This is a genomic window from Candidatus Hydrogenedentota bacterium (assembly GCA_012730045.1).
Taxonomy (GTDB): Bacteria; Hydrogenedentota; Hydrogenedentia; order Hydrogenedentales; family CAITNO01; genus JAAYBR01.
In genome coordinates, this window is sequence record JAAYBR010000115.1 from 17892 (window position 1) to 44306 (window position 26415).

The window sequence follows — 26415 nt, forward strand, 5'->3', positions numbered from 1 at the left end:
CCCGTTACGGTTTGGGGCTTCCGATCTTGAGCAGCGCGGCGCCGTGGCGGGGAATGTCCCGGCGGTATTCGCCTTTGAACACGCCCAGATCGGTCTTCCGCCAGAGATCCCGCACGGGCAGCGTCCCCTCCAGCCCCAGGTCTTTCCATGTCACGGTGACGGGTCCGGTTTTCCGGTCCAGGTTGAACAAGCCCACCGCCAGGGTGCCGTCCGTCAGGGGCCGGGTCCAGACCTCCATGCGCCCCTCTCGGGCCACGCGCCGCCCCTGCTGTCCAAGGGGGTCCTGATTGACATCCAGCACCTCGTCGTTCCCGAGCAGGTTGAGCGTGAAGGCGTCCAGCCGCGACAGGTCGCAGCTCAGGAACAGGGGCGACGCGAGAATGGACCACAGGGTCATCTGGGTGATCTGCTCGTTGGGCGTGAGCCGCGTGGGGCGGGGCTGCGACAGCATGCCAAGCCATCCGGCCTGGATCATGTCGGGGTCGTTCCAGCCGTTGGGTCCCGCGAAGGGCTCCAGCCCGTCCTGGCCGAACCCGATGTTCGCCATGGCCCCCCAGACGTCGCCCCCGTCGTCGGTGGTGCGCCAGAGGTTGCCCCCGGCGGCGCGGCCCCAGGTCCACACGTCCGCCCTTCCGTACTGGCAGATGCTGAACACAATGTCCCGCCCCGTGGCGTCGAGGGCGTCGCGCATCAGCCGGAAGGGGCGCATCCACGCATCGCGGTCGTCGCCCCCCGCGAAGCGGCCATAGGAGCACCAGTCGTACTTGAGGAAGTCCACGGTCCACGCGCCGTAGGCCGCGGCGTCCGCCGTCTCATGCTTGTAGCTGCCCGCGTATCCCGCGCAGGTGCCGGGGCCCGGCGAGGAGTACAGGCCGAACTTGAGCCCCAGGGCGTGGACGTGGTCTGCAAGGGCCTTCATGTCGGGGAAGCGCTCCGGGTCCCCCGCGATGGCGCCGTCATCGGCGCGGTCGGCCTGCCACGTGTCGTCAATGACCACATAGCGGTAGCCCCGGGCGGCGAGGCCGGACACGGTGAGCCGCTCCGCAGCATCGCGCACCTTGGCGTCGTCCACGTGGCCCGCCCAGACAAACCACGAGTTCCAGCCCATGGGCGGGGTAAGGGCTATCTGGCCGGGGCCGCAGACCACCGTCAGGGTGCGCGTGTCTTTTCCGTGCGCGTTCTCCACGGTTACCCGTGTCTCATAACGCCCCTCTTTCTCGAGCGCGCCGGACAGGATTCCCGTCTCCGTGTCCAGTGCCAGTCCGGGGGGCATGGGGTCCACGGAGAAGCGCATCGGCCCCTCCCCCGTTGCGCCGAGCAGGAACAGGAAGGGGGCGCCGGGGCTGCCGCCGGTGATGCGCGGACCGTGGAGGGCGGCCGCCCTCCCGGGCGCGCAGTCGGCGATTTCCAGCGGCTCGGTGTCAGGATGGGCGAACACGGGAACCAGTTGCCCCGCCGCGCCGTCCTCCACTTCGATCCAGGCGTCCGCCCAGTTGGCGAGGTCGTGGTCATTGCCGTCCCCGGCATCCGTGATGACCAGGTCCATGACCTGCGCCCCCGTGAGGGGGATGGAAATCTCCGCCGGGGGCATGCCGCCGCGCAGCACGCCGGAGTCGAACACTTTTTCGTTGTCCACCCAGACCTCGAAGAGGGCCGTCCCCTTCCCTTCCGTCTGGTTGTCCACCCCGGCCACCGCGTGAAAAAGGGACGCCTTTCCGTTGAGGAGGATGAAGAACTCGCTCTGCGCCTGCACGCCGATGCCCGTCCCATAGGTCACCCCGCCGAGGCGGATGGGCTTGCCCGACACGGACCGGCCGGGCTGGGGTGCGCCCTTGCCCGAGAACATTCGGGAGAGGTCGAGCTTCTCGAGCGGCACCCGCTCGGCGTGCGCGGGGGCCAGGAAGCCCACAAGGGACGCCAGGATGAGGGCGATGGCGCGGTTCATGGGCGTGTCCCTCACGATCCCACCAGGAAGGCATAGCGGCCCGCGAGGGCCAGCGCGACCACCGCCATCACGGGGTGGACCTCCCGGTGGCGGCCGGTGCAGCATTTGATCGCGACGAAGGAGATGCACCCGGCGGAGATGCCCTCCGTGATACCGTAGCCCAGGGGCATGAGGGCCACGGTCATGAAGGCCGGAAGGCTCTCGGTCACGTCATCCCACTGGATTTTCTTCAGGCCGCCAAGCATGAGCATGCCCACCACAATGAGGGCCGGGGCCACGGCGGGGTGCATCGGCGGGACTGGGCCGGGGATGTTCATGGCCGCGTAGTACTGCGGGCCGACATCCTGCCCCACCAGCGCCACCACGGGCGCGAGGGCGATGGCGGCGATAAAGCACAGGCCCGTCACAATGGTGGCCAGTCCCGTGCGCGCCCCCGCTGCAACGCCCGCCGCGCTTTCCACGTAGCTCGTTACGGTGGAGGTGCCGAAGAGGGCGCCCACACAGGTGCCCAGCGCGTCGGCGAGGAAGGCGCGTCCGGCGCGCGGGAGCCGGCCGTCCTTGTCCAGAAACCCCGCCTGGTTGCTCACGCCGACCAGCGTGCCGACAGTGTCAAAGAGGTCCAGGAAGAAGAACAGCGCAATGGCGATGAGGGCGTTGGTGGGGTTGCCCAACAGCTCGGAGAAGTTGAGCTGGAAGAAGGTGGTGAAAGACGGGGTGACCTGCTCCATCTTGAACGGAATGACGCCGGTGAGCAGCCCCAACCCGGTGGTCACGAGGATGCCGACGAGGATGCCGCCCCGGAAGTTCCGGGCCATGAGCGTCGTGATCAGCAGCACCCCGAACAGGGTCAGCAGCGGCGCGCCGTGGCGCAGGTTGCCGAGGCTGACCATGGTGGAGGGGTTCAGCACCACGATGCCGCTCCACTGGAGGCCGATAAACGCGATCAGCAGGCCGATGGCCGGGCCGATGGCGTCCTTGAGGCACGACGGGAACACGTCCAGCACCTTTTCCCGGATCTGGAACAGGGAAAGCGCGACGAACAGCACGCCGGAAATGAAGACAATGGCCAGGGCGGCCTGCCACGAGAACTTCATGGCCATGCAGACCGTGAACACAAACAGGAAGTTCTCCCCCATGCCCGGCGCCAGCGCGAAGGGATACCGGGCGAGAAACGCCATGAGGAAGCACGCGGCGGCCGAGGACAGGCAGGTGGCCACCAGCACCCCGCCGAAGTCCATGCCCGCCATGTGGAGCACCGCGGGCTGCACGAACACGATGTAGCTCATGGTGGCGAAGGCTGTGACGCCCCCCACCACCTCCCGCCGCACCGTGGACCCCGCCTCGTGGACGCCAAAATACCGCACCAACCCGTTCATGGCCGCGACCTCCCTGTTTGCGCCTGCATGCCGCGTACAGTGTACAAGTTTCGCGCCGGACGGACAACCCTGCGGCGGCGGATGCGGCCGCACCGGCCGAACGGGCGGCGTTTGGGGGGGATTCCCCTGACGTTTGGGCGACTGGAAGCCGCCGTCCGTCAAACGGTAAAATAGCGGTGCATGCCGGCCCGCCGCGCCGCTTTGGCGGTTCGCGGGGAAAAAGCGCGTCGGCAGTGTAAACCCGGACAAGGTTTCGCGCGTCTAATTTATGGGACGCGCGGAATAACGGCAACCCAAACGAAAGGAAAGAGACGATGAAGAAGGTTTTGGCGTGTGCGGTTCTGGCGGTGCTGGCGACGATGGTTTTCGGCGTGGTGGTTTCGGCCCAGACGGCGGGCGAGGAGGCCGTGGCCGTGAAGGTTACGGGCGTGAATACCTGCCTGCTGGGCACCTTCGCCCCCGGCGCCGAGGCGGTGGCGGGCATGGAGAAACTGAATGCCCTGAAGGTCACCGAGGCGCTGGACGCCGAGGGCAAGGCGATTGAAGGGATGGCGGGCCGCGTGCTGGTCTATGTGCCCGTGAAGGCGGCCGCCGACCTGATCTCCGGCGATGCGAACGCCGGCAAGAACGTCACGGTGAACGGCAAGCTCTTCAAGGCCGCCGGCGCCCTCGTGGTGGAGAGCTTCGCGGCCGCCGCCGCCCCCGCCGCCGCCGCCGGGGACGACGAGTGGGATTCCGTGGGCACCACGACGGTGACCAAGGGCGCCGTGATCTGATGAGCGTTTTTTGAGTGTTTGCGGGGCGGTTCGTGCGCGAAGCGCGGGCCGCCCCTTTCTGTCCCCGGATTTGCGCGGTAATCAGTGGACATTCGGGGCGCACATTGCGTATTATCAGCAGTGAGTCCGCGCGGGCGGACATGATGGTGGCCAGTGGCTAACACCGGGAGGTCCCCCAATGACCAAGGTGTCGCGCGCAATCCTGAGTTGTCATGACAAGACCGGCCTGGTCGGTTTTGCCCAGTTGCTGAACGGGCTCGGCGTGGAGATCATCAGCACGTCGGGCACGCTCTCCGTGCTGCGGGAGGCGGGCATTGAGGCGACCAGCATTGCGGACTTCACCGGGGTGCCGGAGTTGATGAACGGACGGGTCAAGTCCCTGCACCCCAAGGTGCACGCCGGGCTGCTGGGGGTCCGCGACAACAAGCTCCATGTCGAGCAGCTTCAGGCCTACGACATGAAATGGATTGACATGGTCGTGGTCAATTTGCAGCCGGTTTCGGAGCTGGCCGCGCGGCCGGGCGTCACGCCGGACGAGGTGTTTGAGCAGATAGACATTGGCGGGGTGGCCATGCTGCGGTCCGCCGCGAAGAATTTCCGGTATGTCGCCCCCATTGTCAATCCGGAGCGCTATCCGGCCGTGATGCATGAGATGCGGGCGCTGGAGGGCGGCCTGTCCTACGCGACGCGGTTCCGGCTTGCCCAGGAGGGCTTCGGCTGGACGGCGGATTATGACCGGGCGATTGCCCGGTATCTGGAGTCCACCGCGCCCCCCTCGGAGTAGCCGCCCAGAGGCCCGATCCCCAGGTTCCCCGCGTTGCGCGCCGCCCGGCGCGGGACGTGTCTCAAGAAAAGGAATCCCCATGAAAGTCTTGGTCATTGGAAGCGGCGGAAGGGAGCACGCGCTGGCGTGGAAAATCGCGCAGAGCGCGTCGGTGGAGCAGGTGATCGGCGCGCCCGGCAACCCCGGCATCGCCTCCTTGGACAAGGGGCTGTGCGTGCCCGTGGACGGGATGGATTTCGCGGGCATCAAGGCCCTCATTGAGGAGAAGGACATCGGGCTGACGGTGATCGGCCCCGAGGCCCCCCTGGCGGAGGGGCTGGCGGATTACCTTTCCGAGGGCGGGGACCTGGTTTTCGGCCCGTGCCGCCAGGCCGCGCAGCTGGAGGGAAGCAAGGCCTTCGCAAAGGCGTTCATGCGGCGCCACAACATTCCCACGGCGGACTACGCGGTGTTTGACTCGGCGGACGAGGCGGAGCGCCATGTCCGCGAGAACGGCGCGCCGATTGTGGTGAAGGCCGACGGGTTGGCGGCGGGCAAGGGGGTCACGGTGGCGATGACGGAGGAGGAGGCTGTGGCCGCGATCCGCGAAGCCATGGTCGGCGGCGTGTTCGGCGAGGCCGGCCGCCGGGTGGTCCTGGAAGAGTACATGACGGGCGAGGAGGCCTCGATACTGGCCTTCTGCGACGGCGAGACCGTGGTGCCGATGGCCTCGAGCCAGGACCACAAGCCCGCGCTGGACGATGACAAGGGGCCGAACACGGGCGGCATGGGGGCCTACTCCCCCGCCCCCGTGGTGGACGATGAAATCGCCCGCCGGGTGTATGACGAGATACTGCTCCCCTGCGTGCGCGGCATGGCCGCGGAGGGCACCCCGTACCGGGGTGTGCTCTATGCCGGGATCATGGTCACGGCGACGGGGCCGCGCGTGGTCGAGTTCAATGTGCGTTTCGGGGACCCGGAGACACAGGTGGTCCTGCCGCGCATGACCTCGGACATCGTCCCGGTGCTGGTCGCCTGTGCGCGGGGCGGGCTGGCGGAGGTTCCGGTGGAATACGGCGGCACGCCCTGCGTGGCCGTGGTGATGGCCAGCGGCGGGTATCCCGGGGCCTATGAAAAGGGGAAGGAAATCACGGGCATTGCGGCGGCGGAGCGGGAGCCGGGGGTGAAGGTGTTCCACGCGGGCACGCGGCTGGACGGCGGCGCGCTGGTCACGGCGGGCGGCAGGGTGCTGAATGTCACCGCCACGGGCGCCACGCTGCCCGAGGCGATCGCCCGGGCCTACGGCGCGGTGGACCAGATAAAATTCGAGAAGGCGCACTGCCGGCGGGACATCGGCCGCAAGGCCCTGCGCCGCCTTGGATCCGCCTGAGGGGCGGTCAGTTCTTGTCCGTGAGGCTCTTGGCCTTGAACAGGTCGCTCATGGCGGCGCGCAGCAGCGTTTCTGCGTCCCAGGCCTCCCCGTCGCAGGCGGCAAGCCCCACCGACACCCGCGGATGCACGCTGCAGTCCATGTCGCCGAGCAGGGTGCCCTGCACTTCCTCCACAATCTTCGCTGCGTACTTGCGGGCGTCCCGGTCCCCCGTGTGCGGCAGGATCATGGCGAACACATAGCCCTCGTACCGCGCGATGACGTCGCAGGTGCGCGAGCTGCCCATGAGCGTCATGGCCACCTCGACCAGCATGTCCTCCAGGGACAGCGACTGGTCCCCCTCCTCCGCCGCCGCAGGCTCCTCAAACTCCACCAGGATGCACGACACGGGATACCCGTAGCGCCGCGCCTTGTCGGTTTCCTCGTGGAGCCGCTCGTAGAGGAAGCGCCGGTTCTTGAGTCCTGTCAGCCCGTCGGTGTACACGGGATCCTCGAGCGGCGTGGGGAGCGGCCCCGTGGCGGACCGGGTGCGCAGCGCCGAATCCACCAGCACCATGACAAAGGGCAGGTTGTACGGCTTGACGATGTAGTTGACCGCACCCAGGGAATAGCCGTGGTCCACGTCCGTGGAGGAGCCGCGGGCCGTGACAAACACCACCGGAATGTCGGAAGTTTCGGGGCGCGCCTTCAGGCGGCGGCACACCTCGTAGCCGTCGAGGTCGGGCAGGCCGACATCAAGCAGAATAAGCTCAATGTCCCCCTGCGCGCACCGCTTCAGGGCCTCGGCCCCCGTGTGCACCGCAACGGCCTCGTAGCCGTTCAGATGCAACCCCTCGCACAAAACCAGCGCCTCGTCCACGCAATCGTCCACCACACAAACTTTAAATGCCTCCACCGGAAGCCCTTTCAGTGACAAACACGTCAACCGTCCAAAACCTCTCCGTGCCACCTCTTACAGGAAGTTTACCAGTATTTTGCGATTTTGGCAAATCCTCACGGGCGTTTTCTGCAAAAGAAAGAGGCTATTTCTGGTCGGATGCCTCCAAGGGATGGTCCTCAAGCCGTTCCAGCCCCATGTCATCCCCAGCGCTATTCCCTTTTTCGCCAGGACGTCCGACTGTGGCGGGATCGTTGTTGGCAAACATTCCTGATTCCACTTTTTCCAGCCAGGCGGCCACGGTATCCGCCTCCCGCGAGCCCGCAAACCGGTGGGTGAACCCCCCGGCGAGGGTGGTGCATCTGGCCGCGCCGTCGCTCTCCCGCTGGAGGATGGCGGCGCAGCGCCAGAAGATCAACAACGCCTCTCCGGGCGACTGGAGGAGGGCGATGGCCTTCTCAAAGCAGGCGGCGGCCTCGTGGGGCTGCTCCAACTGGACGAAGTTGGCGCCGGCGCTGATCCAAAGTGCCGGGTCTGCGGGGTGGATGCGTGCCAAGGCCAGGTATTCCCTGGCGGCGGCCCCGTGGTCGCCGAGCCGCTCCAGGGCCTCGGCGGAGCCGGTGCGGGGGCGCTCCACCCCGTCGTCCCCGGGATGCAACACCGTGTCCACCAGCAGTTTGGAGAGCAGGGAGACGCCGACATGCCCATACAGGGCGAAGGCGGCCACGAAGAAGCCTATGGCGGTGAAGATGTAGAAGACCGGCGCGCGCTGGAGGGTGCCCCGGAGCACGATCAGCTCGACCCCGCAGGTCAGGATGGCCCAACAGACGACCACCACCTGGGCCCGGGGCGACAGTTCCTCCAGGAGGGCAAACCGGCGGTGCAGGAGCCAGACGCCCACCACAAGAAAAACCGAGATGTTGGCCAGGGCGAAGCCGTCGCGGACCGGGTTTTCCAACAGGGAGATTTCCACACGCGGCGCCTTTCACGGCGTTCGTTGCCGGGTCAAAAGATAGCGCGGCCGCCCCGGCGATGTCCAGTTTCACGCCCTCCCGGAATTGAAACAATCCGGTCCGCGCGTGTAAGATGGAGACCTGCGGGAAGCGGCCCCGGCCCCGCCCGGCGGCCCGGATTCTGGCGGGATTCCTGTTTCGGCGTCCGTCCGGGCGCGGTCCCACATCGAGAGGTGTTTTCCATGAAACTCACTGTGATTGGCGGCGGAAGTTCCTATACCCCCGAACTGCTGGACGGCCTTTTCTCCCGTTTGGACAAGATCCCCGTGAGCGAGGTCTGGCTCATGGACAAGAACCCCGGGCGCCTCGCCATCAACAAGGCCTTCGCCGGGCGGATGGCCGAGTGGCATGGGAACCCCTTCACGGTCCACGCGACCGGCGACCTGCGCGAGGCGGTGCGCGACGCCCGCTACGTTGTCACCCAAATCCGGGTGGGCGGGATGCAGGCGCGGATCAGCGACGAGAAGCTGGGGCTGCGCCACGGGATCGTGGGGCAGGAGACGACCGGGGTGGGCGGATTCGCCTGCGCCCTGCGCACCATTCCGCGGATTCTCGAGGTGGCGCACGCCATGGAGGAGCTGGCGCCCAAGGGGTTCCTGGTCAACTTCACCAACCCGGCGGGCATTAACACCGAGGCGGTCCTCAAGCACAGCGCCATCCGCACGGTCGGCCTGTGCAACGTGCCCATCGGCATGATCATGGACGTCGTCAAGCACTTCGGCGGCGGGGTCCCGGAGGTCGAGCTGGACTATGTCGGGCTCAACCACCTCTCCTGGGTGCGGAAGTTCACCGTGAAGGGCGAGGATGTGACGCAGGCCGTGCTGGAAAAGTTCATCGAGCACGCCGAAGAGGAGTGGGAGGTGGAGGAGGTCCGCGAGAACATGATCACGGCCATGCGGCGGATCGGCATGTTCTGCAACTACTATCTCCAGTATTTCTACAGCACCCCCTCCGTGCTCGCGTCGCTCAAGGCGAAGCCCTGCACGCGCGGCGAGGAGGTTGTGAAGGTCGAGGAGACGCTCTTTGCCAAGTACCGGGACCCGGAACTGAAGGAGAAGCCCGAGGAGCTGGGCAAGCGCGGCGGCGCGCACTATTCGACCGCCGCCTTCCTCCTCGTGGACGCCATCGAGAACAACCGCGGCAGCCGCCAGATCGTCTGCTGCCGCAACAACGGGGCCATCCCGACGTTTGACGACGACGTGTCGGTCGAGGTGCCCGCCGTCATCACCTCGGAGGGGGCAGAGGCCATCCCGCAGGCGGCCCCCGCGCCGGTGATCCGCGGCCTCATGCAGAACATCAAGGCCTATGAGTCCCTGACCGTGGAGGCGGCGGTGCGCGGCGACCGCAGGGCGGCCTTCGAGGCGATGCTGCTGCACCCGCTGATGCCGGACGCCAACGGGTGCGTCGCCCTGCTGGATGAACTGCTGGAGATCAACCGCCCCCACCTCGCAGGGACGTTTTTCTAGGGGCGGGGCGCGCCGGACCACAATTAACCAGGAAAAGGAGCCCAACGCATGACACAGCAGGCCGTTTGCGAGACGACCCTTCCCGGACGCGGCCCGGACAAGCGGGGCAAGGTGCGCGACATCTACGACCTGGGGGACCGGCTGCTCATCGTGGCCACGGACCGGCTTTCCGCCTTTGACTGGGTGAACCCCGTGGGGATTCCCGACAAGGGCCGCATCCTCACCGCCATTTCCCTTTTCTGGTTCGGGCAGGTGGGCGGCGTCTGCCGGAACCACCTCATCTCGGCGGACATCGCCGATTTTCCGGTGGAGTTCCAGGCGCACCCCGAGACGTTTGCGGGCCGCTCCATGCTCGTGCGCAAGTGCGCCATTTTCCCCGTGGAGTTTATCGTGCGCGGCTACCTCGCAGGCAGCGGCCTCAAGGAGTACCGCCGGCAGGGCACCGTCTGCGGCATCCGCCTGCCGGAGGGCCTGGTGGAGGCGAGCCGGCTGGACACGCCGATCTACACCCCCTCCACCAAGGCCGAGTCCGGGCACGACATCAACATCAGCCCGGAGGAGGCGGGGCGCATCATCGGGGAGGACTGGAACCGCCGGGCCTCCGGCGCCGCCCTGGAAATCTACGGGAAGGCCCGCGACATCGCGGCGGCCCGGGGGGTCCTCCTCTGCGACACCAAATTCGAGTTCGGCGTGCTGGACGGCGAGCTGATCCTTGCCGACGAGATTCTCACGCCGGACTCCTCGCGGTTCTGGCCGGCGGACAGCTACGCGCCGGGCCGGCCGCAGCCCAGCTATGACAAGCAGTTCGTCCGGGACTATCTGGAGACGACGGGATGGGACAAGAACTCGCCCCAGCCCCCGCTGCCGGAGGAGGTCGTGCTGCGGACGCGTGAAAAGTATTTGGAAGCCTACACCAAGCTCACCGGGCGGAAGGATTTGTAAGTGTCAGAATCACATGCGGGGCGGGATGCCGCCCTTCCGGGTTCGGCCGCGGGCACGGCCGGCCCCGGGTTCGACGACGACCGCATGCGCGATGAATGCGGCGTGTTTGCCGTGCACGGGCACCCCGAGGCCCCCAAACTCATCTACCTCGGCCTCTACGCCCTTCAGCACCGCGGCCAGGAGGGCGCCGGCATCGTCTGCGCGCGGGACGGCGCGCTGACGGCGCACCGCGGCGTGGGGCTGGTGGCGGACATCTTCAAGCCGCACCGCCTCGCCCGCGTCGCGGGCGACCGGGGCATCGGCCATGTCCGGTACTCCACTTTCGGCGCCAGCAACCTGCGCAACGTGCAGCCCCTGGTGGTGGACTATGCCCGCGGTTCCATGGCCGTGGCGCACAACGGCAACATCACCAACGCCGCCGTGCTCCGCGAGACGCTCGAGGAGCAGGGCGCGATCTTTCAGGCCACCACGGACAGCGAGGTGATCCTGCACCTCCTCTCCCGCTCGAAGAAGGGGACCTTCACCGAATGCCTGGCGGAGGCCCTCGCCAAACTCGTGGGCTCCTACTCCGTCGTGGCCACGGACGGCAGGGTCGTCGTGGCGGCGCGCGACCCCCTCGGTTTCCGGCCCCTGTGGCTGGGAAAGCTGGACGACGCATGGATTGTCGCCAGCGAGACCTGCGCCCTCGACATCATAGACGCTGAATGGGTCCGGGAGATCGAGCCCGGCGAGATCGTCACCATCAGCGACGAGGGGGGCGTCGCGTCCTGGCGCCCCTTCCCGAAGGCGGTGCCGAAGCAGTGCGTCTTTGAGTTCATCTACGTCGCGCGGCCCGACAGCGTCATTTTCGGGCGCAGCGTGGACGAGGTGCGCAAGAACCTCGGGCGCGCCCTGGCCCGTCAGGCGCCGGTGGACGCGGACGTTGTCATGGCCGTCCCCGACTCCAGCAATCCGGCGGCCCTCGGGTACTCCCACGAGTCGGGGCTGCCCTTCGACATGGGCTTCATCCGGAACCACTATGTCGGCCGCACCTTCATCGAACCGGACCAGGGCATCCGCGACTTCGGGGTGAAGATCAAACTGAACCCCGCTCGTAACGCCGTCGAGGGGAAGCGCATCGTGCTGGTGGACGACAGCATCGTCCGGGGAACCACCGCCCGCAAGATCATCACGATGCTCCGGCGCGCGGGGGCGAGGGAGGTCCATTTCCGGGTCGCCTCGCCGCGGATCATCAACTCCTGCCACTACGGGATTGACACGCCGAACAAGACCAAGCTCATCGCCCACAACATGAGCGTGGAGGAGATCCGCGACTTCCTCGGCGTGGACTCCCTCGCCTATCTGGAGCTGGACGCCCTCCTGGGCGCCACCGGGTGCGACCCCGCCTCCTTCTGCGCGGCGTGCTTCACGGGCGCCTATCCCACGGCCGTCCCGGACGACTTCGTGTCGCGGAACCACAACACGCGCCACGTGGACCACAGCAACGACACCTCCAACGCGTAGCCCCGCCCGGGCCGCGCGGGGAAAGAAAAGCCGCCTTCGGACCGAAGTCCGAAGGCGGCTCTTGTGTTTCCCATGAGGCGTCCGCGTCAGACGGCCGCTCCGCTCTTTGTGCCGCCGCTGCGGCGGTGGCGTCCGCCCCGGTCCTGCTGGGCCGGCCCCTCGGCCTTGAGGACCTTCGTGAAATTCATATTCTGGAAGAGGAGGACGATGGGGCTCGCGATGAAGATGGAGGAGTAGGTGCCCACCATGATGCCGATGGTCAGCACGATGGCGAAGTCCTGGATGGCCTCGCCGCCGAAGATCGCGAGCACCACGGTGACGAACAGAGTGGTCAGCGAGGTGAGCAGCGTGCGGCTCAGGGTGACGTTGATTGCCCCGTTGAGCACGGTCATGAACTTGATGCCCTTGCCGCGGGATTTCTCCATGTCCTCGCGCACCCGGTCAAAGACCACGATGGTGTCGTTGATCGAGTAGCCGAGGATGGTCAGCAGCGCCGCGATGACGCCCATGGAAATCTCGCCGCCGAGCAGGGAGAAGGCGCCCACGGTGAATAAGATGTCGTGCACCAGGGCGAGCACGGCGCCCAGGGCGAACCGCAGCTCGAAACGCACCCACACGTAGCCGATGATGAAGACCAGCGCCCAGAACAGCGCGTTCAGCGCGTCCCAGCGGAGCTGCGCGCCCACGGAGGGCCCGACCGTCTGCTCGTCCTCGACCACCACCTCGTCCAGGGTCTTTCCCGGGGTCAGGTGCAACAGCGTCTCCTGGATGCGCTCCGCCACGGTGCGCACGGTGGCCGCCGCGCCGTCCACGCCGGCGGTAGTATCGCGGGTCACGTCGCCCACGCGGATGATGAAAAGGTTGGGCCGGTTGGACTCGTCCGAGGTCTCCTGCACGACCGGGTTGGTGAACCCGGCGGAGGTGAGGGAGGACCGAACGTCCTCAATGGGTATCTGCTGGTCGGCCTTGACGGAGAGCACCAAGTTGGTTCCCTCCCGGAAGTCCACGCCGAAGTTGTCCATGCCGCGGGTGAAAAACCAGACCATGCCCACGGCGATGCACGCAAGACTCACGGAGATGACCACCTTGCGCACCTGTATGAAGGGGATGCCGGGGTTGGCCGGCACCAGGGCCAGCATCCGGCACTGGGTGAGCAGCTTCCGCTCCAGGGCGAAGTCAACCAGGCCCTTGGTCAGGACGAGGGAGACAAACAGGGTGGAGCAGATGCCGATGCTGAGCGTAAGGGCGAAGCCCTGGATCGGGCCGGTGCCGAACTGCATGAGCACGGCGCCCGCGATGAGCGTGGTCAGGTTGGCGTCGAGGATGGTGATGCCCGCGCGCTTGAAGGCGCTCTCGATGGACGCCAGGACCGTGTGGCCGAGGCGCAGCTCCTCGCGGATGCGTTCGTAGATGAGCACGTTGGCGTCCACCGCCATGCCCATGGTGAGCACCAGTCCGGCGATGCCGGGAAGCGTGAGCGTGAGGTTGAAGTACGCCATGGCCGCGATGATGAGCAGGGCGTTTGCGATGAGGCCCAGGATCGCGACGATGCCGAGGCCCTGGTAGTAGAACACCATGAAGACGCCGACCAGCGCAAGGCTCGCCAGGGACGAGGTGACGCCCTTGCGGACCGTGTCCGCCCCGAGGCTCGCGCTGACGGTGCGGGTGAACTCCTCGCGCACCGGGATGACCATGGAGCCCGAGTTCAGGGCGATGGCCAGGTCGCGCGCCTCCTCGCCCTCGAAGTTGCCGGAGATCTGGCCGCGGCCGACGATGCGGTCGCGGATGGTCGGCGCGGAGACCACCACGCCGTCCAGGACGATCGCCATGGGGTTGCCAATGTTCTGCTCGGTGGCTTCGGCGAACAGCTCGCTGGCCGCCCCGTTGAAGGCGAAGAGAATCTGCCAGTAGGGCGGGTTGGACTCGTCGGGCAGCGCGGCCGAGGAGGCCAGCCCCTCGCCGGAGGCGATGGGCTTCTTGTCGAGCACGTAGAGTTCGTACTCCTGGACCTTCTCGTAGGGCTTGGGCTTCTGGCTGAAGGCCACGATCTTTTCCTCGGGAATGACCCCGGTTTCGGCGGCCTTCGCCAGCACGCGCTCGACGCGCTCGTAGTTCTCCAGGGTGACGGTGAGGGCGTCGGCCCGCAGGGCCGAGAGCTTCACGAAGGGCAGGAACTCCTCCGGGAAGGTGTCGCGGATCTTGGAGAACACCTGCTGGGCGGCGTCCGGGCCGGCCACGATGTGGAAGTTGAGCATGGCCGTCTTGGTGATGAGGTTCTTCGCGCGCTGGACATCCTTCTCGCCGGGCAGCTGGATCTGAATCTGGGTGGTTCCCAGCGCCTGGATCACCGGCTCCTTCGCCTCGAAGTCGTTGACGCGCCGCGTGATCTGGTCCAGCACCGTCTGCTGGATTTCCCGCTCAATGTCCGCGTCGCTGTACTTGCTGTCGCGGTACTCCTTGAGGCGCTCAGGGGAAAGGTCTTTGATGTCGAACCCCAGGACCATGTGGATGCCGCCCTGGAGGTCGAGGCCGAGGTTGATCACCCGGCTCCGGTCGCACTGCGCCCAGCGCTTGACGCCGAGCACCTGCCGCTCAAAGTAACTTGGGCGCTTGCGCGCAAGCTGGTCCTCCTCCGCCTGCCAGGCGGCCATGCGCGCCCCGCGGGTCTCCTCGGAGAGGACCATCCACCCGATGGTCGGGTAGACGTAGTAGGCGGCCATAGCGAGCACGCCCCAGATAAGGATTGTCCGATAGATGTTCTTGGCCATGAGAAACTCCACTGATGCCGAATGTTCGGAATGGTCGCCGCCGTCCGGGGGCGAAGCCCGGAATGGTTTACTTGCCTGTGCTCTTGGGCTCCACCTTCGCGATGGCCGCCCGCAAAAACTCCATGGTCACGTTGTCGTCCACGCGCAGGATCACCCGGTCCTCGCTGAGGTTGACCACGGTGCCGCACACGCCGCCCGTGGTGATCACCGCGTCGCCGCGCTCGACGGCGGCCAGCATCTGCCTGCGCTCCCGCTCGCGTTTCTGCTGCGGACGGATCATGAGAAAGTACATGATCGCGAAAAAGATCACCAGCATGGGCAGCATGCCGCCCAGGGCGCTCTGGGGCGAGGCCCCCTCGGCGGGGGCCTCCGCGGCCTGCTCAACTGCCTGCGCGGTCAGAAATCTCCACACGTGGGTCGTCCTCCTGTTGGGGTAACCGTCTCCCGGGGAAGGTCAGACACCATCTTCCCCGCGGTAAGACTGGAGAAAAGCGTCTTTGAACTCCCTGAAGCGCCCCTGCCGGATGGCGGAACGTGCCCGGGACGCCAATTGTAGCATAAAGCAAATGTTGTGTAAAGTATTCAGACGCAGGGCGAGAATCTCCCCCGCCCGGAACAGGTGCGAAAGGTAGGCCCGGCTGTACCGCGCGCAGACCGGGCACGGGCATCCGGGGTCGAGGGGGCCGAAGTCCCGCGCGTGCCGCGCGTTCTTGATGTTCACCCTTCCCCCTGCCGTGAAAAGGGTCCCGTTGCGCGCGTTGCGCGTCGGCATCACGCAGTCGAACATGTCCACGCCCAGCCCGATGCCCGTCAGGAAGTCGTCCGGCGCGCCCACGCCCATGAGGTAGCGGGGCCGGTCCTCCGGGAGGATGGCGGTGCTCCAGGCCACGGCGGCGGCCATCTCCGCCTTCCCCTCCCCCACGCTCACCCCGCCGATGGCGTATCCCGGAAACCCAATTTCCACCAGGGCTTCCGCGCACTCGCGCCGCAGGGCCTCATGGGTGCTTCCCTGCACGATGCCGAACAGCGCCTGGGAGCCGTCACGGGTCTCCTCCCACCGCGTCTTGCAGCGCCGGGCCCACGCCACGGTGCGCCGCATGGAGGACGCCGCCCGGTCGAAGGGGGCGGGGTATTCCGTGCATTCGTCGAGGCACATGATGACGTCCGCGCCGATTCCCTGCTGGATGTCCATGGCGGATTCCGGCGAGAAAAAGTGGCGGGAACCGTCCAAGTGGCTCTGAAAGGCCACCCCCTCGTCCGTGACCTTGTTCAGCGCCGACAGGCTGAAAACCTGGAACCCGCCGGAGTCGGTGAGCACGGGGCGGTCCCATCTCATGAAACGGTGGACGCCGCCGGCGGCGCGCAGGGTCTCCACGCCGGGCCGGAGGTAGAGGTGATAGGCGTTCGCCAGGATGATCTCCGCGCCCAGCAGCTCGAGGTCCTCGGAACTCAGGGCCTTCACGGTCGCCTGGGTGCCCACGGGCATGAAGACCGGGGTCTCCACCGTGCCGTGGGGCAGCGTGAGCCGCCCGGCACGGGCGGCGCAGCCAGGGTCGCGCGCCTCGACGCAAAAACGCATGTCACCATCCATGGGCCGGGGGCCTTTCAAAAGGGAACGCCGCCGGACCGCTCGGCGTCCGGCGGCGTGCAAATCACTGCATGGGAACGGGTTACTTCTTCTCGATGGTTTTGGGGACGACCTGGTCGTAGTTCGGGTCGGCCTTCAGCTCTCCCTCCCCCGCCGCCCACTTCAGGTTGTCCGCGATGAGCTTCTTGAACACGTCGGCCTCCCACACGGCATCGTTGTGGCCGAGGCCGTTGTACAGCACACGGCCCTGCCCGTAGGCGCGGCACCAGATGATCGGGTAGTCGGGCATGTTGTATTTTTCCTGCCGCTCGCGCGTCTTGTCCCCCACCTCCAGCAGCGCCAGCACGTGCATCTTCCCGGTGTTCAGGTTCTTGTTGATGTACCACTCCTCGAAGGCCGCCCAGCCGTCGGGCAGGCTGGCAATGGCCGGATGGCCCGGACTCGTTATGCGCAGGGCGCCCTTGAACTGCTGGCCGTGGGTGTCAAACTCGCCGCCAATCATCTCGATGTAGCTGCTGACCTCGCCCTCCTTGCTGTGGAAGGAGTCCGTGGCGGAGTGCAGGCCGACAAACGACCCGCCCGCGCTGATCCAGTCCAGCAGCTCCTTCAGGCCGTTCTCGCCCATGGGGGGCTGGCCGTCGGTGCCCTCCTCGGTCAGGAACCCGGTGGTGTAGAAGATCACCGTCTTGTAGTTCTTGAGGTTCTCGGCGGTGATCAGGCTGGCGTCCTTGGTGCATGTCAGCTCAATGCCCATCGCCTTGCACACTTCCGTGAGCACTTTCTCCGCCACGCTGGGCTGGCCGTTCTCCTGCTTGATCGCGCTGTGCTCGAATCCCGCCGACTTGCTCAGGAAAAGCATCTTCGCGGGCGGGTCGGCGGCATGGGCGGCCGCGCCCGTCAGGCACACAACGGCCACAAGGGCCAGGGAAAGCGCAGATCGCATGGTTTTTCCTCCGGGCGCCCGCGGGCGCCGGTTGACAACTCCGTCCGTCAGACGGTGTATAGTGTAGGGCATGCCGGGGCCGCAGTCAAATGGGCCGGCCCGGTTGAAGCGGGGCGGCGGTATCGCGGAAAATGGGCGGGAACGGCAGCCGGGAGCCGCAGGCATGGCATCGGTTTCGGACATACCCAATGTGAGGATTTTGCCCGACGACGTGGCAAACAAGATCGCCGCCGGGGAGGTCGTCGAGCGCCCCGCCTCCGTGGTGAAGGAGCTGGTGGAGAACGCCCTCGACGCGCGGGCCACCCGCGTTGTCGTGCGCATTGTGGCGGCGGGCCGCCAGCTCATCGAGGTGCAGGACAACGGCCACGGCATGTCGGAGCAGAACGCCCTGCTGGCCATCGAGCGGCACGCCACGAGCAAAATCCGGTCCGCCCAGGACCTGGACGCCATCAAGACCCTCGGGTTCCGGGGGGAGGCCCTCGCGAGCATCGCCTCCGTGTCGCGTTTTCTCCTCACCACGCGCCGCGCCGCCGACGCCGAGGGCACCCGCCTGCGGGTGGACGGCGGCGTGCTGCGGACCGTGGAGAAGACCGGCGCGCCCCCCGGCTCGATGGTTTCCGTGAACCGGCTGTATTTCAACACCCCCGTCCGCGCGAAGTTTCTCAAGGGCATCGCCACGGAGCTGGGGCACTGCATTGACGTGGTCCAGCGCCACGCCTTCGCCCACGAGGGCGTCGCCTTCCAGCTTTTCCACAACGACAAGGCGCTGCTGGACATCCCCGAGCGTGCCACCCTGCGCGAGCGCGTCGCCCTGATCTGGGGGCTCGCCTTCTCCCGCGAGATGGTGGAGGTGGACGCCGAGGAGGGCGGGTTCCGCGTGCGCGGGCTCGTGGGCAGTCCCGGCCTCACCCGCACCGGGCGCTCCCACCAGTTCTTCTTCATCAACGGCCGCCCGGTGGTCAACCGGGTGCTTCAATACGGGCTGGCGGACGCCTACCGCGGCCTGCTGACCGTTGGCCGCCATCCCGTGGGCCTGCTCCTGATCGAGGCCAACCCCCGGCTGGTGGATGTCAACATCCACCCCACCAAGCGCGAGGTGCGCTTCCGCGAGGACCGCGGAGTGCATGACGCCGTCATGGGCGCCGTGCGCGGCGCCCTCGCCCGCGTGGCGGCGTCGTCTCCCCGGGAACCCCTCCCCTCCCCCGCCCCGGTTTCACCGGACTTCACAGAAGGGGATCCGGGGGAGGTCTTTCGTCCGTATGCGCCCTCCCCGGGCGGATTCTCGCCGCCGCCGTCGCGCGGGGCGGAGCCCCCGCCTGCGGCGGTTCAGGGAATGCTCATCCCCCGGCGCCAGGATCCTTTGGAGCAGGCGGGCAGGACGCCCGCGCCGCCGCCCGTGCCCGGGACAGCGCCCGCTGTGCAACCCGGGAGCGATGCCCTTTCGGAGGAGGCGGCCCACGGATTGGACGCCGTGTCGCCGGACGCGCTGTATGAACCCGTGGGCGACCTGCCGGACGCCCCGATCCAGGTCTTCGACACCTATCTGATCGTGCCCTCGGAAAACCGCCTCCTGATCATTGACCAGCACGCGCTCCATGAGCGCCTGAACTATGAGGAGCTGCGGGCGGAGCTGACGGACCGGGGCTACGCCTCGCAGCAGCTTGCCGTGCCGCTCGTGCTGGAGGTGGCCCCGTCCCAGATCGCGCAGGTGGAGAAGCATCTGGATCTTTTCGCCCGGCTGGGGGTGGAGATGGAGTCCTTCGGCGGCAACACCTTTCAGGTCACCGCCGTCTGCCACCTCTACGAGGAGTCCATGGTGGGGGACCTCGTGTTCCGGGTGCTGGACGAGCTGGCCCAGGGCAACCTTTTCGGCCGCGACAGCCTCATGGACGACATGCTGCGCCTGGCCACCCGCGCCTGCAAGGCGTCGGTGCGGGCCGGGGAGCCCCTCACGCCGGAGGAGCGCAAAAACCTGCTGGCGGGGCTGCGCCGGCTACAGCCGCCCTACACCTGCCCCCACGGCCGCCCCATCATTGTGGAACTGACCCGGCGCCAGATGGAGAAAAGCTTCCGGAGGATTCAGTGAGGCCGGTGCTTGCCGTGGTGGGGCCGACGGCCTCCGGGAAAACCCGCCTGTCCCTCGAACTGGCGGAGCGCCTCAACGGGGAGATTGTGTCCGCCGACGCCATGCAGGTCTACCGGGGCATGGAGATCGGCACCGCCGCGCCCACGCCGGAGGAGCGCGGCCGCGCCCCGCACCATCTGGTGTCCCTCCTTTCCCCCGACACGCTCATGGCCGCCGGCCGTTTCCAGAAGGAGGCGCGGGACTGCGTCCGCGACATCCAGGCGCGGGGCCGCACCGCGCTCGTGGTCGGCGGGTCGGGGCTCTATGTGCGCGCCCTGCTGGACGGCTTGTTCGAGGGGCCGGGCCGGGATGAGGCGCTGCGCGCGCTGTTGCGGGAGGAGGCGGAAAGGCTGGGGAACGCCGCCCTCATGGCGCGCCTGCGCGCCGTGGACCCGGACTATGCGGCCATGCTGTCCAGTGAGAACGACGTCGTGCGGGTGGTGCGCGCGCTGGAGGTGCACGCCCTCACCGGCATCCCCTATTCGCGCCTGCATGCCGCCCACAAGGAGCGCCCCGACCGGATTCCCGCCCTGCGGATCGGGGTCGCGCCGCCCCGGGATGCGCTGTATGACCGGATCAACCGGCGAGTGGACGAAATGGTCGCCGCCGGATGGGTGGACGAGGTGCGCGCCCTCCTTGCGGCGGGCCACGAGGGGCACCTGGAGCGCATCAAGGCGCTGGGCTACCGGGAGATTGCCGCCCACCTGCGCGGGGAGCAGTCCCTCGAGGAGGCGGTGGAGGCGGTCAAACTGCACCACCGGCGCTATGCCCGCCGCCAGCTCTCGTGGTTCCGGGCGGACAAGCGGGTCGTGTGGATGGATCCGTCGGACGGCCCGGCCGCAGTGGACGCCGTGCGGGCGCGCTGGGCGCGCTTCCTAGAACAGGAAACTGTACCCGAGGGCGAAGGAGAAGGCGGTGGCGGAGACGGTGGACCCCTTCCCCAGCAGTGAGAAGGGCTCGTTCCCGCGCCCCGTGTCGGTCTGGGTGTGCCTGGGCGCCCAGATGCCCGTCACATGGACGTGGTGCCGGTCGTTGATCTTGTGCGTGACCCCCAGCGTCCAATGCTGCTCGGGCGTGACGGGCACCAGCATCGCCACCAGCACATGGTCGTCATGGATGGGGCTGTTCGCGTAGGCGTAGCCGCCCATGAGCGTCCAGCGCTCGTGCAGCCGCCACTCCGCGCCGAACTTCACCCCGTGCTGGTCCCGCCAGCCAAAACCGCCCTTTGCGAGGAGGTCGCCCCCGTAGGCGGAGATGCCGGCCCAGTTGAGCCATTTGTAGTCCAGTGTCAGCTCCACCTTGTCCGACATCTTCCACGCGACGCCCGTTTGAAGGGTCTGGGGCGTGTCCAGCGCGTTGCGCAGCAGGTCCCCGTAGTCCTTCATGGTCTGGGTCCAGTGGCGGGACACATAGTTCAGGCCCCAGGCCCACCGGTCCCATTTCTTGTACAGGCCCAGCCCGAACCCGGCGCCCAGGGCGTTCTCCCACGCGTGGTTGGCCTCGGCCCCGGAAAAGGACAGCGTGAGGTGGTCGGTGCGCAGGCGCGACAGCGACCCGTGCAGCCCGAAGCCGACCGACCAGCCGTCGCCCAGGTCGTGCGCGTAGGCCAGCACCCCCCGCAGGTGCTGGTAACTCAGGCGGCGGTCCACATTGCCCCCCACCAGGCGGGTGAGCCAGGTGCGGGAATGGGGATAGTCCACCCCCGACCCGCTGGGCACGAAGAACCCGCCGCCCAGGGTGCCCGACTTCAGCGGCCACACAAATCCCGACGCCACCAGGTTGCCCGTCACCTCGGACTCCAGGGTGCCCTCGAAACGGTTGCCGATGACACCCCGGGGATGGGCCTCGAAGTCGCTGAACACACTGTACCAGTTCACGTCCAGCCGCCGCTCCAGGTCCACCATCGCCGCAGGGTTCATGAAACTCCAATAGGAGCTGCGCGGGCTCGCCACGCCGCTGGAGGCCCGTCCCAGTTGCTGGGCGTCGTTCCCGAGAAGGAACACCCCCTCCCCCGCCGGGGCGGCCGGACAGAACAGGGCGGCCGCGCAGAAGGCGGCCACCGCCAGCGCGAAACGCGATGGGACACGGGAAAAGAGCCGGGGCGCGACGGCGGAAGACATAACTGCTCCTTGGAAGAACGGGTTTGGGGGCACTGCGAAAAGAGCCGCAGTCTACCCAAAGGGGTCCGGTGGACGCAAGACCAGTGTGTTGTTAACCCCTAGAACAGGTAACTGTATCCAAGGGCGACGGAGATGGCACCGGAGGAGACGGTGCTGCCCTTGCCCAGCAGGGAGAAGGGCTCGTTGCCCCGGCCCGTGTCCGTCATGGTGTGGTGCGGGGCCCACACGCCGACCAGGTGGATTTCGTTCTTGTCGTTTATCTTGTGGGTCACCCCGGCGGTCCAGTGGTGCTCCACGTTGACCGGCACCAGGGCGCTCAGGAGGACATGGTCCTCGTGGATGGGGGAGTTGGCGTAGGAGTACCCCGCCATGAGAATCCATTTGGCGTGGGCCTTCCACTCGACGCCGATCTTGCCGCTGTGCTGGTCGCGCCACATGAAGCCGCCCTTGCCCATCAGGTCGCCGCCGTAGGTGGGGATGCCCTTCCAGTTAAGCCACTTGTAGTCCAGGGTGAACTCCAGCCGGTCGGTGGCCTTCCACGCAAACCCCGTCTGCACCGTGCGCGGCGTGTCGAGGGCGGATTTCAGCAGGTCCCCGTAACCGCTCATGGACTCGGTCCAGTGGCGGGAGCTGTAATTCGCGCCCCAGGACCACTTGTCCCAGCGTTTGAAAAGGCCGACGCCGAACCCCGCGCCGAGCGAGTGGTCCCACTCGTGGCCCATTTCGGCGGACCGGAGGGAAAGGGTCAGGTGGTCGGTGCGGAACCGGGACACGGATCCGTGGAGCCCCAGGCCGACGGACCAGCCGTCGCCAAGTTCCAGTCCGTAGGCCAGCACCCCGCGGATGTGCTGGTAGCTGAGGCGGCGGTCACAGTTGGCCCCCGCCAGCTGGCTCAACCAGGTGCGGGAATGGGGAAAGTCCACGCCTGATCCGCTCGGGATGAACACGCCTCCGCCCAGGGTGCCCGTGGACAGGGGCCAGATGAACCCGGTGGACACGATGTTTCCGATCACCTCGGACTCCAGGGTGCCATCGAAGCGGTTGCCGATGAGTCCGCGGGGGTGAAGCTCCACATCCGTGAGGACGCTGTACCAGTTGATGTCGAAGCGCCGGTCCAGCTCCACGATGGAGGCCGGGTTCATGTAGCTCCAGTAGGCGCTGCGGGGGCTGGCCACGCCGCTGGACGCCCTCCCGAGCTGCTGCGCATCGTTGCCCAGAAGGAACACCCCCTCACTGGCCAGCGCGGGGAGTGAGAGGCATCCCAGCAGGAGGAAAGCGAAAAACGGGGTAAACGTGCCTTTCCGGACCGTGTGCGTAAAGAGCGTCATAGAGGAGGTTTCCCGTGGGGTAAGAAGCCTGACCATTCCTTGCGTGAGGGATTTTACCCCAGAGAAAACAGGAAAATCAACGAAATTGTTTTTATCTAATAACGAGAAAAAAGCAGAATTAGTAAATAGGGCAGGAAAACAAAAAAACAGGGCGCTTGGACGGGCCAAGCGCCCTGCGGGAATGTCTATGGGAGGAGCCTACCGCTGGTTGGTTTGCTCCCGCTCGAGTTCTTCCTGATATTCCACGGTGTAGCGGGCGGCCGGGAAAACCTCCAGACGCTTCTTGGGGATGGGTTTGCCGCTTCCCTCGCAGACGCCGAAGGTGCCGTTCTTGATGCGTAGAAGGGCCTCGTTGATCTCCATGAGGCGCTCCGAGGCGTTGCTGGCAATGTTTAGCGCGGTGTCCAACTCGAAACTGTCGGTCCCCTTCTCGGCGAAACTGGCAAGATCCCCGCCGTTGTCGCGCCCGGACTCGTTTCGGGTGGTTTCTTCGATGTTGCGAATGCTTCGCAACAGGCGCTCGCGTTCTTCCAGGAGCATCTTCTCAAACTTCTTCAGGTCCGTCTTGTTCATAATGCGGCACAACCTCCGTTTAGAGCAAGGACCCGGGGGTCCGGATTCCGCGTCTCCGGATTCTCCGGTGACGTCAAAAGCACATGGTCTAAATTGTTTTATGCCCGGTTTTGCCCCCTTCCGGGAGCGCCGGGAATCGGGGAAAGCACCGGTCAGTCTGACAACAGTTTATCACGCAGGGCGGCCAACTGGTCCGCCAGCAGCGTGTTCATGAGCGGGTTGTCGCCGCCCGCCGTTTCCCGGCGGTCACGCGGGGCGGACCGGTCTCCGGAGCGGTCGTGCGGCCGCCGGTCATCTTCCCTGCCCCGGCGCGGGCCGCCGCGGTCGGGCCGCGAGTCGCGGCCCTCGGGACGGCGTCCCCGCTCCCCTGCGTCCCGCGGACCCCGGGGCCGGTCATCGACCGGGCCGCGCCGTCCGCCTTCGGCGGGGTCGGGCTCGCGGGGCGGCAGCGTGGCGCGGATGGACAGGGAGATGCGCCGTCCCTCCGGGTCCACGCGGGTGACCATGGCTTTGACGGTCTGTCCCACCTCCAGGAAAGACTTCGGATCCTCAACAAAGTGGTCGCTCAGTTCGGAGAGGTGAATCAACCCTTCCTTGCCGACGCCGATGTCCACGAACACGCCGAACTCGGCGATGTTGGTGACTTTTCCCTCGACGACGACACCCTCTTGGAGGGCGGAGAGGTCAACGCGGGGGCGTTCGGGGCGGGTTCGCTCGGGGCGCGGCCTGGGTTCGGGCAGCACATAGCGGCCGCGGGGGTCCTCCCAGGGGGCGGTCAGTTCCCGCTGCCAGTCCGCAATGGCCAGGGGGCCGAAGGCGGGATCTCCGGATTCGGGGAAGCCCACCGTGACGGTGTCGGCCAGGGGAAGCGCCGCAGCGGAAAGACCGGCGGCGGCGAGAGCCTCCGTTATGGCCTCGTGCGCCTCGGGATGGATTCGCGTGGCGTCCAGGGGCTGCTCGCCCCCGGTGATGCGCAGGAAACCTGCGCAGAGAAGGGAGGATTTCTCCCCGATGCCGGAAACTTCCTTAAGCTGGGCGCGGCTGGTGAAGGGGCCGTCGGTTTCCCGGCGGCGGACGATGTTCTGCGCCGAGCCCATCTGGAGGCCCGTCACATAGCGCAGGGCGTGGACGGGGGCGCTGTTCAGGTCGAGGCCAATCCGGCAGACGCAGTATTCCAGGGTGCGGTAGAGGCCCTCCTGGAGCCGGCGCTGGTTCACCTCGCGCACATGGGGCCCGACGGCCAGATTGCGCGGCTCCAGCTTGATCATTTCCATGAGGGGATCCTGGCCCCGCCGCGCCAGACTGACGGCGGCCCGGAGCGGCTCCGCGAGGCCGGGGAGTTCAGCGGCGGCTTCGGCGGCGGCAGCCCAGGCGCTGATGCCCGCCTCCGGCGCGTGGATGACATGTACCCCGCGGATCCGGGTGCCGCGCAGGGCGTCCTGCAGGGCGCGTCCGGCGCGCCGGGCGGGGCCGCTGTTGCCCACCACCACGAGGCGGATATGGTGCGTCTCCAGTAGTTCGGCGGCCACATCGGCGGCGGTCTTCGGCGCGGCGTCGCCTTCTGCCTGCCCCTCCGCTGGCGTGTCCAGCCGCGCCTCCAGGCAGGCGCCCGTCTCGTCCACGGCGGCGAAGGCCGTGCCGCCGCCGCGCATGGGATGGACCGCCAGCAGGCGCACCGGCCCGGCCGGCTGCGTCATGACCGCCGTCTCCACCTGCCTGCGCAGGTCGGCGATGACGGCCTCGTCCGCCGCCTGCTGGGCGGACGCGAAGACCTGCTCCTCCATCTCCACGCGGAGCACGCGGCGGAAGGCGTCGCGGACGGCGGCGGTGATCTCGGGGGCGAAGGAGCTCTCGGGGTCCTTCAGGTATTTCGCGATGATGGCCGCCTCGAGGGCGTCCTCGTCAATGAGGAGTTCCGTGCGCAGGGCGCCGATCTTCAGGCCGCGCAGGATGGTGAGCAGGTCCGCCGGCGCCGTCTCGCGCAGGGGCTTGCGGTGGTTGAAGAACGGCTCGAAGCGCTGGCGCTGCGCGCCCAGGTACTTCGTGCCCGACACCGCGAGCACGCCCTCGTCCCGCAGGGTGTCGCGCACCATCCGCCGCACGCCCGCGTCGAGCGCGATGCGCTCGCTGAGGATGTCCCGCGCGCCCTCCAGCGCCTCCTCCACCGTGAGCACATGGTGCTCCGCGCTGATGTGCTGCTCCGCCATGAACGGCACCGGACCCGGATGGGGCACCTGGATCATGATGAAGTCCGCCAGGGGCTCCAGGCCGCGCAGCGCGGCCACGGCCGCCTTGCTGTTCTTCCGCTTGCGGAACGGCAGACACAGGTCCTCGAGGGTCAGGGCGTCCGAGCAGGCGTCCAGCGCGGCGGCGAGGGAGTCCGTGAGCCGGTTCGCCGCGGTGATGTTCGCCCGCATGGCGTCCCGGCGGCTGGTCAGGGTGATGAACTGCTGGTTGCGCCGCTCGATGAGCTCCAGGCGCTCCGCGTCCAGCCCCCCCGTCGCGTCCCTGCGGTATGCGGCGATGAAGGAGGCCGTCAGCCCCCTGTCCAGCAGTTCGACCGCCGCCCGCACCTGGTCGGGCAATGCCGCCGTTTCCACGGCGACCATCTCGACAAAACGCTGTTCCATAATGACGCGCTCCAGCATGTGCGAAAAAAGCGCGCGAAGTGTACCAGAAAAGGCTTCTGCAAGCAACGTTTGCGCGGAAACACAGGGCGGCGGGCCGGGGGGCCGCAGCCGCCGGACCCTCCCCGTTCCCAGGGAGGAAACCGGAATGGCACCGTTCCGTAGCGCCGGCGTCCCGCCGGCCTTGTCTTGAGTCCGTGTGAGCGCTGTTCCGGAAGAATTGACATGGATGAACAGGATGCACAGGATTTCTTTGCCGTATCTTGATCGCTCGGAACGCGTGAAGAGGCCA

Annotated in this window: 20 protein-coding genes; 8 read left to right on the plus strand and 12 right to left on the minus strand. The window is 67.3% G+C overall.

Annotated elements, in window-relative coordinates:
- Positions 1-4 precede the first annotated feature (4 nt).
- Together GXY15_13115 and GXY15_13120 are read right to left on the minus strand one after the other, a co-directional pair.
- Complete coding sequence (locus GXY15_13115; protein ID NLV42150.1) at positions 5-1945, minus strand: alpha-galactosidase; 1941 nt, start codon at positions 1943-1945, stop codon at positions 5-7.
- An 11-nt stretch (positions 1946-1956) separates the two neighbouring features.
- Positions 1957-3321, minus strand: coding sequence for an NCS2 family permease (locus tag GXY15_13120; GenBank protein NLV42151.1), 1365 nt, complete (start codon positions 3319-3321; stop codon positions 1957-1959).
- A gap of 314 nt (positions 3322-3635) precedes the next feature.
- Between GXY15_13120 and GXY15_13125 the strand changes: the two genes are divergently transcribed.
- The 3 genes from GXY15_13125 to purD all read left to right on the plus strand — a co-directional run bounded on the left by GXY15_13125 (position 3636) and on the right by purD (position 6250).
- The gene (locus GXY15_13125) at positions 3636-4097 is read left to right on the plus strand and encodes a hypothetical protein (GenBank protein NLV42152.1); all 462 of its coding nucleotides are present in this window, start codon (positions 3636-3638) and stop codon (positions 4095-4097) included.
- A 178-nt stretch (positions 4098-4275) separates the two neighbouring features.
- Positions 4276-4881 carry an IMP cyclohydrolase gene (locus GXY15_13130; protein ID NLV42153.1) on the plus strand — a complete coding sequence of 202 codons (606 nt, stop codon included), beginning with the start codon at positions 4276-4278 and terminating at the stop codon, positions 4879-4881.
- 79 nt (positions 4882-4960) lie between these two features.
- Positions 4961-6250, plus strand: a complete 1290-nt coding sequence (gene purD, locus GXY15_13135) for a phosphoribosylamine--glycine ligase (protein NLV42154.1) — start codon at positions 4961-4963, stop codon at positions 6248-6250.
- 7 nt (positions 6251-6257) lie between these two features.
- Here the strand turns inward: purD and GXY15_13140 are convergent, their stop codons facing one another.
- Together GXY15_13140 and GXY15_13145 are read right to left on the minus strand one after the other, a co-directional pair.
- Positions 6258-7124 carry a diguanylate cyclase gene (locus GXY15_13140; GenBank protein NLV42155.1) on the minus strand — a complete coding sequence of 289 codons (867 nt, stop codon included), beginning with the start codon at positions 7122-7124 and terminating at the stop codon, positions 6258-6260.
- A gap of 148 nt (positions 7125-7272) precedes the next feature.
- Entirely contained in the window at positions 7273-8085 is an 813-nt protein-coding gene (locus GXY15_13145) for a hypothetical protein (protein ID NLV42156.1), read from the minus strand.
- Between the two features lie 237 nt (positions 8086-8322).
- On the opposite strand from GXY15_13145, the gene GXY15_13150 reads away from it, so the two are divergent.
- The 3 genes from GXY15_13150 (at position 8323) to GXY15_13160 (ending at position 12051) form a co-directional block, all read left to right on the plus strand.
- Positions 8323-9606: a 6-phospho-beta-glucosidase gene (locus GXY15_13150; protein NLV42157.1), complete on the plus strand. Its 1284-nt coding sequence runs from the start codon at positions 8323-8325 to the stop codon at positions 9604-9606.
- A 48-nt stretch (positions 9607-9654) separates the two neighbouring features.
- On the plus strand, positions 9655-10548 hold the full coding sequence (locus GXY15_13155) for a phosphoribosylaminoimidazolesuccinocarboxamide synthase (protein ID NLV42158.1): 894 nt from the start codon (positions 9655-9657) through the stop codon (positions 10546-10548).
- Positions 10549-10632: 84 nt separating this feature from the next.
- Positions 10633-12051, plus strand: a complete 1419-nt coding sequence (locus GXY15_13160; GenBank protein ID NLV42159.1) for an amidophosphoribosyltransferase — start codon at positions 10633-10635, stop codon at positions 12049-12051.
- Between the two features lie 86 nt (positions 12052-12137).
- On the opposite strand, the gene secD is transcribed toward GXY15_13160, so the two are convergent.
- From secD to GXY15_13180, 4 genes are all read right to left on the minus strand, one after another.
- Positions 12138-14819: a protein translocase subunit SecD gene (gene secD / locus GXY15_13165; GenBank protein NLV42160.1), complete on the minus strand. Its 2682-nt coding sequence runs from the start codon at positions 14817-14819 to the stop codon at positions 12138-12140.
- 67 nt (positions 14820-14886) lie between these two features.
- Positions 14887-15144, minus strand: a complete 258-nt coding sequence (gene yajC / locus GXY15_13170) for a preprotein translocase subunit YajC (protein ID NLV42161.1) — start codon at positions 15142-15144, stop codon at positions 14887-14889.
- A 129-nt stretch (positions 15145-15273) separates the two neighbouring features.
- The gene (gene tgt, locus GXY15_13175) at positions 15274-16398 is read right to left on the minus strand and encodes a tRNA guanosine(34) transglycosylase Tgt (protein ID NLV42162.1); all 1125 of its coding nucleotides are present in this window, start codon (positions 16396-16398) and stop codon (positions 15274-15276) included.
- Positions 16399-16489: 91 nt separating this feature from the next.
- Positions 16490-17350, minus strand: coding sequence for a ThuA domain-containing protein (locus GXY15_13180; GenBank protein NLV42163.1), 861 nt, complete (start codon positions 17348-17350; stop codon positions 16490-16492).
- Between the two features lie 163 nt (positions 17351-17513).
- Here GXY15_13180 and mutL point away from each other — a divergent pair, with 163 nt between their 5' ends.
- Positions 17514-19436, plus strand: a complete 1923-nt coding sequence (mutL, locus tag GXY15_13185; GenBank protein ID NLV42164.1) for a DNA mismatch repair endonuclease MutL — start codon at positions 17514-17516, stop codon at positions 19434-19436.
- Positions 19433-20425: a tRNA (adenosine(37)-N6)-dimethylallyltransferase MiaA gene (gene miaA, locus GXY15_13190; protein ID NLV42165.1), complete on the plus strand. Its 993-nt coding sequence runs from the start codon at positions 19433-19435 to the stop codon at positions 20423-20425. Before mutL ends, miaA begins: the two co-directional genes overlap by 4 nt.
- On the opposite strand, the gene GXY15_13195 is transcribed toward miaA, so the two are convergent.
- From GXY15_13195 to GXY15_13210, 4 genes are all read right to left on the minus strand, one after another.
- Positions 20351-21595, minus strand: coding sequence for a hypothetical protein (locus tag GXY15_13195; GenBank protein ID NLV42166.1), 1245 nt, complete (start codon positions 21593-21595; stop codon positions 20351-20353). The genes miaA and GXY15_13195 overlap by 75 nt on opposite strands.
- Positions 21596-21693: 98 nt before the next feature.
- Entirely contained in the window at positions 21694-22923 is a 1230-nt protein-coding gene (locus GXY15_13200) for a hypothetical protein (GenBank protein ID NLV42167.1), read from the minus strand.
- A gap of 198 nt (positions 22924-23121) precedes the next feature.
- Positions 23122-23496, minus strand: coding sequence for a TraR/DksA family transcriptional regulator (locus GXY15_13205; GenBank protein ID NLV42168.1), 375 nt, complete (start codon positions 23494-23496; stop codon positions 23122-23124).
- A 152-nt stretch (positions 23497-23648) separates the two neighbouring features.
- Positions 23649-26126 carry a S1 RNA-binding domain-containing protein gene (locus GXY15_13210; protein ID NLV42169.1) on the minus strand — a complete coding sequence of 826 codons (2478 nt, stop codon included), beginning with the start codon at positions 26124-26126 and terminating at the stop codon, positions 23649-23651.
- Between the last annotated feature and the right edge of the window lie 289 nt (positions 26127-26415).

Coding starts and splice junctions, on each gene's coding strand:
- GXY15_13125 (NLV42152.1), top strand. CDS start 3,636: ATGAAGAAGGTTTTGGCGTGTGCGGTTCTGGCGGTGCTGGCGACGATG.
- tgt (NLV42162.1), bottom strand. CDS start 16,398: ATGCGTTTTTGCGTCGAGGCGCGCGACCCTGGCTGCGCCGCCCGTGCC.
- GXY15_13200 (NLV42167.1), bottom strand. CDS start 22,923: ATGACGCTCTTTACGCACACGGTCCGGAAAGGCACGTTTACCCCGTTT.
- GXY15_13155 (NLV42158.1), top strand. CDS start 9,655: ATGACACAGCAGGCCGTTTGCGAGACGACCCTTCCCGGACGCGGCCCG.
- GXY15_13150 (NLV42157.1), top strand. CDS start 8,323: ATGAAACTCACTGTGATTGGCGGCGGAAGTTCCTATACCCCCGAACTG.
- secD (NLV42160.1), bottom strand. CDS start 14,819: ATGGCCAAGAACATCTATCGGACAATCCTTATCTGGGGCGTGCTCGCT.
- GXY15_13120 (NLV42151.1), bottom strand. CDS start 3,321: ATGAACGGGTTGGTGCGGTATTTTGGCGTCCACGAGGCGGGGTCCACG.
- purD (NLV42154.1), top strand. CDS start 4,961: ATGAAAGTCTTGGTCATTGGAAGCGGCGGAAGGGAGCACGCGCTGGCG.
- GXY15_13195 (NLV42166.1), bottom strand. CDS start 21,595: ATGTCTTCCGCCGTCGCGCCCCGGCTCTTTTCCCGTGTCCCATCGCGT.
- GXY15_13160 (NLV42159.1), top strand. CDS start 10,633: ATGCGCGATGAATGCGGCGTGTTTGCCGTGCACGGGCACCCCGAGGCC.
- GXY15_13115 (NLV42150.1), bottom strand. CDS start 1,945: ATGAACCGCGCCATCGCCCTCATCCTGGCGTCCCTTGTGGGCTTCCTG.
- GXY15_13205 (NLV42168.1), bottom strand. CDS start 23,496: ATGAACAAGACGGACCTGAAGAAGTTTGAGAAGATGCTCCTGGAAGAA.
- mutL (NLV42164.1), top strand. CDS start 17,514: ATGGCATCGGTTTCGGACATACCCAATGTGAGGATTTTGCCCGACGAC.
- GXY15_13180 (NLV42163.1), bottom strand. CDS start 17,350: ATGCGATCTGCGCTTTCCCTGGCCCTTGTGGCCGTTGTGTGCCTGACG.
- yajC (NLV42161.1), bottom strand. CDS start 15,144: ATGCTGCCCATGCTGGTGATCTTTTTCGCGATCATGTACTTTCTCATG.
- GXY15_13210 (NLV42169.1), bottom strand. CDS start 26,126: ATGGAACAGCGTTTTGTCGAGATGGTCGCCGTGGAAACGGCGGCATTG.
- GXY15_13130 (NLV42153.1), top strand. CDS start 4,276: ATGACCAAGGTGTCGCGCGCAATCCTGAGTTGTCATGACAAGACCGGC.